The 8,677-nt window shown below is 72.4% G+C and carries 5 protein-coding genes; 2 read left to right on the top strand and 3 right to left on the bottom strand.

Annotated features, from left to right (window positions below; all coding sequences use genetic code 11):
- Positions 1–76: 76 nt before the first annotated feature.
- A complete protein-coding gene (locus AC3EN4_RS27195; protein ID WP_435208877.1) occupies positions 77–1,756 on the bottom strand; it encodes a coiled-coil domain-containing protein in 1,680 nt (559 codons plus the stop codon).
- Between the two features lie 203 nt (positions 1,757–1,959).
- Entirely contained in the window at positions 1,960–3,525 is a 1,566-nt protein-coding gene (locus AC3EN4_RS27190) for an FAD-dependent oxidoreductase (RefSeq protein WP_435208876.1), read from the bottom strand.
- A 75-nt stretch (positions 3,526–3,600) separates the two neighbouring features.
- Here AC3EN4_RS27190 and AC3EN4_RS27185 point away from each other — a divergent pair, with 75 nt between their 5' ends.
- Together AC3EN4_RS27185 and AC3EN4_RS27180 are read left to right on the top strand one after the other, a co-directional pair.
- Positions 3,601–4,191, top strand: coding sequence for a helix-turn-helix domain-containing protein (locus AC3EN4_RS27185; protein ID WP_435208874.1), 591 nt, complete (start codon positions 3,601–3,603; stop codon positions 4,189–4,191).
- Positions 4,192–4,247: 56 nt separating this feature from the next.
- Positions 4,248–5,195, top strand: coding sequence for a hypothetical protein (locus AC3EN4_RS27180; RefSeq protein WP_435208872.1), 948 nt, complete (start codon positions 4,248–4,250; stop codon positions 5,193–5,195).
- A 56-nt stretch (positions 5,196–5,251) separates the two neighbouring features.
- Here AC3EN4_RS27180 and AC3EN4_RS27175 read toward each other — a convergent pair whose 3' ends face one another.
- The gene (locus AC3EN4_RS27175; protein ID WP_435208890.1) at positions 5,252–8,614 is read right to left on the bottom strand and encodes a DUF7507 domain-containing protein; all 3,363 of its coding nucleotides are present in this window, start codon (positions 8,612–8,614) and stop codon (positions 5,252–5,254) included.
- Between the last annotated feature and the right edge of the window lie 63 nt (positions 8,615–8,677).

The raw sequence follows: 8,677 nt of genomic DNA, 5'->3' as shown, positions 1-8,677 counted from the left end.
CCCCCCCCCCCCCCCCCCCCCCCCCCCCCCCCCCCCCCCCCCCCCCCCCCCCCCCCCCGGTCCGTCAGCGCTGAGGTCAGTGCCGGGCGTTGCCGTTGTCGCTGACCGGCTGCCCGAAGGCCAGGAAGGGTACGGGCGTCGGGTCGGGGCGGGTGAAGATCGGCTCGGGCTGCGGAGCGGACGTCCCCGACATGGCCGTCCGGTCGGGAAGCGCTACCGGATAGCGCACGGGCGTCCCCTCCGGGCGCTCGTCATCGGTCCGGTCACCATCGGTGTCCTCCGCCTCGGCCGGGGTCTCCTCGGCTCGGGTCCCGTCCTGAGCGGCCGCCTCGTGGCGACCGACCCCGTCGGCAACGACCCGGTCGGCGTGGGACTGCTCGGCGTTGCCCTCGTCGCCGCCGGCACGCTCGGCATCGTCGGTGCGGTCATTCGGTTGGTCGACGGAGAGCACCTCGACACCGGCCCGGGACGGGGTCGACCGTGGACCGACCATCGGGTACTCGGCCGTCTCCGTACCACCGGCTGCGGCGGCCATCACGGCGGCGGCGGCCAGGTCGGCCACCCGCTTCGCCTCCCGCTGCACCCGGGCGCGGACCTCCTTGGCGTGCCGCTCGGCGGAGTCGCCGGCCCGCCGGGCCTCGTCGAGCCGGGTCGCCTCGGCGGTCAGGTCCCGGCGCACCTCGCTCAGCCGTTGCTGGGTGCGGGACAGCTCGTTCTCCAGGGTCTCGCCCTCCTGGCGGACCTCGGCGAGCTGCTGCTGGGCGGTCTCCAACTCGGCGTGCAGCTGGGCCGACTCCTCGCGGCGCTCCGCGATCTCCTGCTGGAGGGCGGTCAACTGCTCCTGGTGGCTGGCGGCCTGCTCGTCGGCCCGGTTACGCAGCTCGGTGACGTGCTGCTGCGCCTCGGCCAGCAGCGCGGCGATCTGCTCCTCGGTGGAGCTGCGCTGCTCGGCCAGCTCCTCCTGCGCCGCCGCCTGCAACTCGGCGATCTCCTGCTCGGCGGCGCTGCGCCGCTCGGCGACCTCGCGCTCCACGCCGGCCTGCCACTGCGCCATCTCCTGCTGGTTCTTGGCCCGGGCCGCCTGGACCTCCTGCTGGATCTGGGTACGCGCCGACTTCATCAGCGCGTCGGCGGCGACCCGGGTCTGGTTGAGCTGCTGCGCGCTCTGCTCGGTGATGCGCTTCGCCTCGTGCTGGGCGCGCTCGTGCGCGGCCTCACCGTCGGCGCGCAACTGCTCGGCGCGTTCCCGAATCGCCGTCAACTCGGCCTCGGCCACCGCGCGCCGTTCCTCGTACGCCTGCTCCTGCTCGCTGCGCCGCGCGGCCAGCTCCTCGGACAGGTCCTGGCGTGCCTGCGCGGCCCGCTCACGGGTGTCGGCGAGGATCCGCTCCGCCTCGGCGCGCAGCTCGTTGGCCCGGTCGGTGGCCGACTCGGTGATGAGGGCGGCCTGCTTCTCGGCGAGGGTCAGTATCTCGCCCACCATCGGGCCCAGATCCTGGAACGAGGCGCGGTCCACCTGCACCGGCTGCTCGTGCATCTCGGCCAGTTCGGCGCGCAGCCGCTGCACCTCGGCGGTCAATTCACGCACCCGCACCGCCGACCGCCCGTGCTCGCCGCTGAGCATGGCGATCTGCCCGTCGAGCTGCTCCAGGTGCCGGTCCACCTGGCGTTTGTCGTAGCCGCGCAGGGCGAGCTCGAAGCTCGGCCGCGAGGCCGCATCGTCGCGTGTTGCGAGCGGCTCAGCGCCGATGGACATGCACCATCCTCCGTACGTCGGGCGCAAGGTCAACCGCCCTGCGGGCCGTGAGTGTGGCGCAACGCTACCGCCGAGCCCACCCCTGTGCGAAGGCGCGCACCCCTCATTCGCGGATCATGGAGTCGTGGTGCCCGGAAGGCCCGGATCCGCGGCTCTTGTCAGCCACCACGACTCCATGATCGACGGTGCTCAGTGCCGGCTGCTCAGTGCCGGCGGCGGGCCACGAGGACGGCGTCGTGGTGGACGGCGTCGTGGGGGCCGGGGCGGGGGCGGGTGTCGGCGGTTTGGACGTCCCAGTGGGTCGGGTCCAGTTCCGCGGCGACCTCCTCGGCGGTGTACATCATGTCCGGCATGTGCAGTCGGTGACTCGACGCCCACAGGTCCATCGGGTGGTGGCCCACGATCAGCAGGACCCCGCCCGGGGCCACCGCGGCGGCGAGGCGGGCGAACAACTCCCGCCGCTGCTTCGGGGGCAGGTGCATGTACTGCGCCGTCACCAGGTCGTACGCCTCCTCGGTGGGCGGCTTGTCGCGCAGGTCGGCGTGGGTGAACTCGATCCGGTGACCGACCCCGGCGGCCTCGGCGTGCTCGGTGGCCCGGCCCAGGGCGGTGGTCGAGATGTCCACCGCCGTTACCTGCCAGCCCCGCTCGGCCAGCCACACCGCGTCGGCGCCCTCACCGCTGCCCACATCGAGTGCCCGCCCCGGGGTCAGCTCGGCGGTCTCGGTGACCAACTGCGGGTTCGGGCGGCCACTCCACACCGCCGGCTTCGACTGGTACCGCTCCTCCCACGCCGGTTCCTCGAAGGTCGTGGCGACCAACTGCCGGTACGCGGTCACCGCGTCCCGGGTCTCCTCGGCGATCAGGTCGGCGTTGATCGCCGCCCCGGCCATCAGCCCGGCGGCGGCCGACGTGATGACCTGCCCGCGCAGGTCGGCCACATTGCCGGCCACCCAGACGCCGGGCACGGTCGTCGCTCCGGTGGCGTCGGACGGGATCTGGGTGCCCACCACGTGCCCGCCCATGGTCACCTCCTCCGGGGCGAGGCCCAGCCCCACCAGCAGGTCGGACCGGGGCGACGTGCGGGTGGCGACCACCACCACGTCGAGCGCCACCACCCGGCCGTCGGCGAGCCGGACACCGCTGAGCGCGTCCCCGGTCACCTCCAACGCGGCGATCGGCCCGGGCACCACCGCGATGCGCCGGGCGGCGAGCCGTTCGGCCGTCTCCTCGTCCGGGGTCGGCGCGTCGTGCAGCAGAAGCAGCACGTCGGAGGACCACTGCCGCCACATCTCGGCCTGGTGCACGGCCATCGGCCCGGTCGCCAGGATGCCGATCCGCCGGTCCTGTACCTCCCAACCGTGGCAGTACGGGCAGTGCAGCACGTCGCGGCCCCACCGCTGCGCCACCCCGGGTACGTCGGGCAGCTCGTCGGTGAGCCCGGTGGCCACCAGGAGGCGGCGGGCCCGCACCGCGTCGCCGTCGTCCAGGGTGAGCCGGAAGGCGTCGTCGTCGCGGGTCGCGGTCCGGACCCGGCCGGCGCGGAACTGCCCGCCGTACCCGGCCACCTCGGCGCGTCCGGCCGCGATCAGCTCGGCCGGTGGCGTTCCCTCCCGGCCGAGGTAGTTGTGCACATGGTCGGCGGGCGCGTTGCGCGGCTTGCCGGAGTCGATCACCAGCACCGATCGGCGGGCGCGGCTCAGCGCCAGGGCGCCGCTGAGCCCGGCCGCGCCGCCGCCCACCACCACCACGTCGTACGTCTCGTCCACCGGAAAGTCCCCCTCTTGAGTCGGCTGAGCCCACCATCCGTCGTCGTCGCCGAGATGGCAAGTATCCTTGCCGTTATGGCAAACGAGGACACCGCCGCGCTGGCCGCCGTCGGGCCCCGGCTGCGGGCCCTGCGCCAGCAGCGCGGCACCACGCTGACCCAGCTCGCCGAGCTGACCGGCATCTCGGTGAGCACCCTGTCCCGGCTGGAGTCCGGCAGCCGCAAACCCACCCTGGAACTGCTGCTTCCGCTGGCCCGGGCCTACCAGGTCGCGCTGGACGAGTTGGTGGACGCCCCGGCCACCGGCGACCCCCGGGTACGTCCCAAGCCGATCGTGAGACACGGCGTGACGCACCTGCCGCTGACCCGCCGACCGGGCGGCCTACAGGCGTTCAAGCAGATCTTCCCGCCGGACCCGACCGCCGGGGGACGGAGTCCGCAGGTCCACGAGGGGTACGAGTGGCTGTACGTGCTCTCGGGCCGGCTGCGCCTGGTGCTCGGTGACCGTGACCTGATCCTGATGCCGGGGGAGGTGGCCGAGTTCGACACCCGCATCCCGCACCTCTTCTTCAATCCCGGGCCGGGCACCGCAGAGGCGCTCAGCCTCTTCGGGCCGCAGGGAGAGCGGCTGCACGTACGCGCCCGCCCCGCTGCCACCGAGCGGTAATAGCCGGGCGACCTGGCCGGTGCTCCCGAGCGTGGCCTGACCATTAGGGTCACCCCGTGACCGGATATGACGTCGCCGGGCGGAGGGACATCGCCGCAGTCGGCCCCCCGATCGCCGAGGACCGCACGCACGGTGGCACCGCGACGGTCCGGGTCGGACCTCACGGGGCGTTCTCCGCGAACAGCGTGGGGGTCAGTGGATCGCCCTTTCCGTTGAGTTTCAGCGTCCGCGAGATCAACGGCTCCTGGATGGTCGATGCGACCGCGGCGCAGGCCGTGGAACTGGCCGACGTGCTCATGCCTCCCGCCAACGACACGATCATGGTCGTCGGCCTGGAGACGAACAGCTTTCTCGACGAGGACTACCAGCAGTGGCGGCCGTCGCGGATCGCGGCGGAGCAGGGCGTCAGCTTTACGGCACATGACGTTTCCGTGCTGGCGTCCGGTGTGGTCGGCCTCAGCGAGGAGGCTCTACTGATCCACCGACGGGAGCTACCCCGTTTCCTGGCCGGTTGGTTCCCCTACGAACTGACCCTGCTGGACCTCGCGGGTACGCCCACCGCCGGACGTCTCGACGAGATGATCGTCGCCGTCGGAACCGCCGGGTTCGACGAGCCGGTCCTGCCTGATCTTCCCGGCTCGCGCCTGTTCTTCTCCGGACATGACGACTGCTACGTCTTCGTCGAGACGACGGATCGGGCTGTCCCGGCGGGGCTGCTGGGTCGTCTCCTGGCACTGCTGGTCGGCTCGGCGCTTGTCGACAGCTCGGCGGTGGAGGTGACGGCGCCGCCGGTCGAGACCGTCGAGCGCCTGATCGAGGAGAGTCGGCACTGGGTCGGCGAGATCGCCACCAGCACGCCGGGCTCGGTGACCGTTGACCTGTACGCCACGTCCGGACCGTGGCGGCTCGGTCAGCCCGTCCCGCCGCAGGTCGACCGTAGGGCTGTCTACGACGTCGCGAGAGGCGCATGGCGGATGTCCGGCGCTCGTACAACCGTGGGGTGACGTGCCGCGAGGGCCGGACCGGTTCCCCTCCGGTCCGACCCCCGCGACGGGCCGCGCTAGGCGCGGAGCCTGCGCTGCCGGACGACCAGCAGCAGCGCCGCGCCGAGGGCCACCGCCAGCATCCCGGCGGTCATCCAGCCGCCGATCGGGAACGCCGTACCGGTCACCGGCAGCTTGCCCTTCACCGGAATGGTGATGGTGGACTCGGGCGCGACCGGCGCGGGACCGTCCGGCGGGGTGCCCGTCGCCGTCGCGGTGTTACGCACCGACCCGTGGTGGATGTCGGCCTTGCTGACCGTGTACGTCGCGGCGCAGGTCACCGCCGCGCCCGCGGCCAAGGTGACCGTGCCGTTGGGTGTCCGGTCGGGCCCACAGGTGATCGGACCGAGGTTGGCCGGTGACGCCGGTGCCGTGAGGGTGTCGGTGATCGTCACCTCGTTCAGCGTCACCTGCCCGGTGTTGGTGACGACGAACTGGAACGGCACCTGCTGACCGGGCCGGTAGATCTTCTCGGTGCTGCTGGACTTCACCACGGTGATCGCCGCGCCCCGGGTGGCGGTGACCTCGGCGCTGACGGGTCCGGAGCGTACCGGTGCGGGTGGGTCCTGGCCCGGGATGGTCGGCGGCGTGCCGGCCGCCACGGCCGTGTTGGTGATCCGGCCGGCCTCGATGTCCGCCGCCGTGACGGTGTAGGTCGACGTGCAGGTGGTGCTCGCTCCGGCGGGCAGGGTGACGCTGCCGTTGGCGACGGGCGGGGTGCCGCAGGTGATCGTCCCGGGCGTGCCGGTTCCCGAGAACGCCGTCTCGTCGACGGTCACCGTGGTCAGCGGGGTGTTGCCGGTGTTGCTCACCAGATACCGGTAGGTGACCACGTCACCGGCCGTCGAGACCACGCTGGGTGTGGCCGACTTGGTGATGGCGATCGCCGGGTGCGGGATCGGGATGTCCACCGGCGACGGCGGCGAGACCGGCGGCGGTCCGTATGGCGGTGTGCCCGTGGCGGTGGCGACGTTGCGCAGGGACGAGCCGGTGTAGTCCTCCTCGGTCACCGTGTAGGTCGTCCGGCACTGGATGGACGCGCCCGGTTCCAGGGTCACCTGGCCGTTCGGGATGTTCTGCGGGCCACAGGTGATCTCACCGAGCTCGGCGCGGGGGGACGGCGGCAGCACGGTGTCGTTCACGGTCACGCCGGTGAGGGTCAGGCCGCCGGTGTTGACCACCAGGAAGGTGTACGGCACCTGCTGGCCCGGCGCGGTGATCGCGACGGTGGTCGACGACTTGATCACCTCGATGCCGGGGACGACCCCCGCCTGGGGGATGGTCAACGTCGAGGGCGGCGAGTCCACCGGCGCGCCTCGGGGTGGGGTGCCGTGCGCGGTGGCGGTGTCGGTCACCCCGTCGTTGTCGAGGTCGGCCTGGGTGACGGTGTAGGTGGCGGTGCAGGTGGTCGACGCGCCCGGCGCGAGGGTGGTCTGCGCGCAGGTGATCGGGCCGAGGTTGTCGTTGGACGACGGCGGTGCCTGCACGTCGGTGACGGTGACGTTGGTCAGCGTGAGTCCGCCGGTGTTGACCACCTGGAACCGGTACGGCACCTGCTGGCCCACCGTGCCGATCGTGGTCACCTCGGAGGTCTTGACCACCGAGATCGCGGCCACCAGCCCGGACTCGGGGATCGTCAGTGTGGAGGGCGGTGAGTCCACCGGGGTCTCGCTGTTCGGTGGTGTGCCGTGCGCGGTGGCCGTGTCGGCGACGGCGTCGTTGTCGAGGTCGGCCTGGGTGACGGTGTACGTGGCCGTGCAGGTGGTCGACTCACCCGGCGCGAGGGTGGTCACCGGGCAGGTGATCGGGCCGAGGTTCGCGTTCGACGACGGCGGTGTCTGCACGTCGGTGACGGTGACGTTGGTCAGCGTGACGCCACCGGTGTTGGTCACCAGGAACTGGTAGGGCACCTGTTGGCCGACCGTGTCGATCGAGGTGGTGGTGGACGACTTGATGACCGCGATCGACGGGGTGACGTCGGCCGCCGGGATGGTCAGCGTGGACGGGTCCGAGTCGACGGGCACCTCGGTGCCGGTCGGGGTGCCGTGCGCGGTCGCGACGTCGGTGACCTCGTCGTTGTCCAGGTCGGCCTGGGTGACGGTGTAGGTGGCCGTGCAGGTGGTGGTCGCGCCGGGTGCGAGGGTGGTCTGCGGGCAGGTGATCGGGCCGAGGTTCGCGTTCGACGACGGCGGGGTCTGCACGTCGGTGACGGTGACGTTGGTCAGCGTGACGCCGCCCGTATTGGCGACCAGGAAGCGGTAGGGCACCTGCTGGCCGACCGCGTTGATGGTCGCGCTTGTGGACGACTTCACCAGCGAGATGGCCGGGGCGGGCGCGTCGCCGGGAATCGTCAACGTCGACGGCGGGGACTGCACCGGCGGCCTGCCGCCGGGCGGGGTGCCCCGCGCGGTCGCGGTGTCGCTGACGCGGCCGAAGTCCAGGTCGGCCTGGGCGACCGTGTAGGTGGCCGTGCAGTCCGTCTGCGCCCCGGGTGCGAGGGTGGTGGCGGCGCAGGTGATCGGGCCGAGGTTGTCGTTCGACGAGGGCGGTGTCTGCGCGTCGGTGACGGTGACGTTGGTCAGCGTGAAGCCGCCGGTGTTGACGACGTGGAACGCGTACGGCACCTGCTGCCCGACGGTCGTGATCGTCACGGTGGTGGACGTCTTGACGACCGCGATCGAGGCGACCAGGCCGGTCTCCGGGATGGTCAGCGTGGCCGGTGGCGAGTCGATCGGCGTACCACCGGGCGGGGTGCCGTGCGCGGTGGCGGTGTTGGTGACGCCGTCGTTGTCCAGGTCGGCCTGGGTCACCGTGTAGGTGGCGGTGCACGTGGTCCGTGCCCCCGGGGCCAGGGTGGCGGCGGCGCAGGTGATCGGGCCGAGGTTGTCGTTCGACGACGGCGGCGCCTGCACGTCGGTGACGTTCACGTTGGTCAGCGTCAGTCCGCCGGTGTTGACGACGTGGAACGCGTACGGCACCTGCTGGCCGACCGTCGTGATCGAGGCGGCGGTCGAGGTCTTCGTGACCGCGATCGACGGGGTCAGACCGGACGCCGGGATGGTCAGCGTGGACGGCGGCGAGGTCACCGGTGCGCCGGTGGGTGGCGTACCCCGCGCGGTGGCGGTGTTGCGTACCGCGTCGTTGTCCAGGTCGGCCTGGGCGACGGTGTAGGTGGCCGTGCAGGTGGTGGCCTGCCCGGGTGCGAGGGTGGTCTGCGGGCAGGTGATCGGGCCGAGGTTCGCGTTCGACGACGGCGGGGTCTGCACGTCAGTGACGGCGATGCCGGTGAGCGTCAGGCCGCCGGTGTTGGTGACCAGGTACCGGTAGGGCACCTGCTGCCCGACGGTGGTGATCGAGGCGGTGGTGGACGACTTCACCACGGCGATGGCGGCGGCGAGCCCCTGCGCCGGAATGGTCAGGGCGTCCGGCTCGGACACGACGGG

The organism is Micromonospora sp. bgisy143 (assembly GCF_057708145.1).
This window is presented reverse-complemented; position numbering and strand designations above follow the sequence as displayed.

Excerpts from the sequence above, each read along its gene's own strand:
- AC3EN4_RS27195 (WP_435208877.1), bottom strand. The coding sequence starts at position 1,756 with ATGTCCATCGGCGCTGAGCCGCTCGCAACACGCGACGATGCGGCCTCG.
- AC3EN4_RS27185 (WP_435208874.1), top strand. The coding sequence starts at position 3,601 with ATGGCAAACGAGGACACCGCCGCGCTGGCCGCCGTCGGGCCCCGGCTG.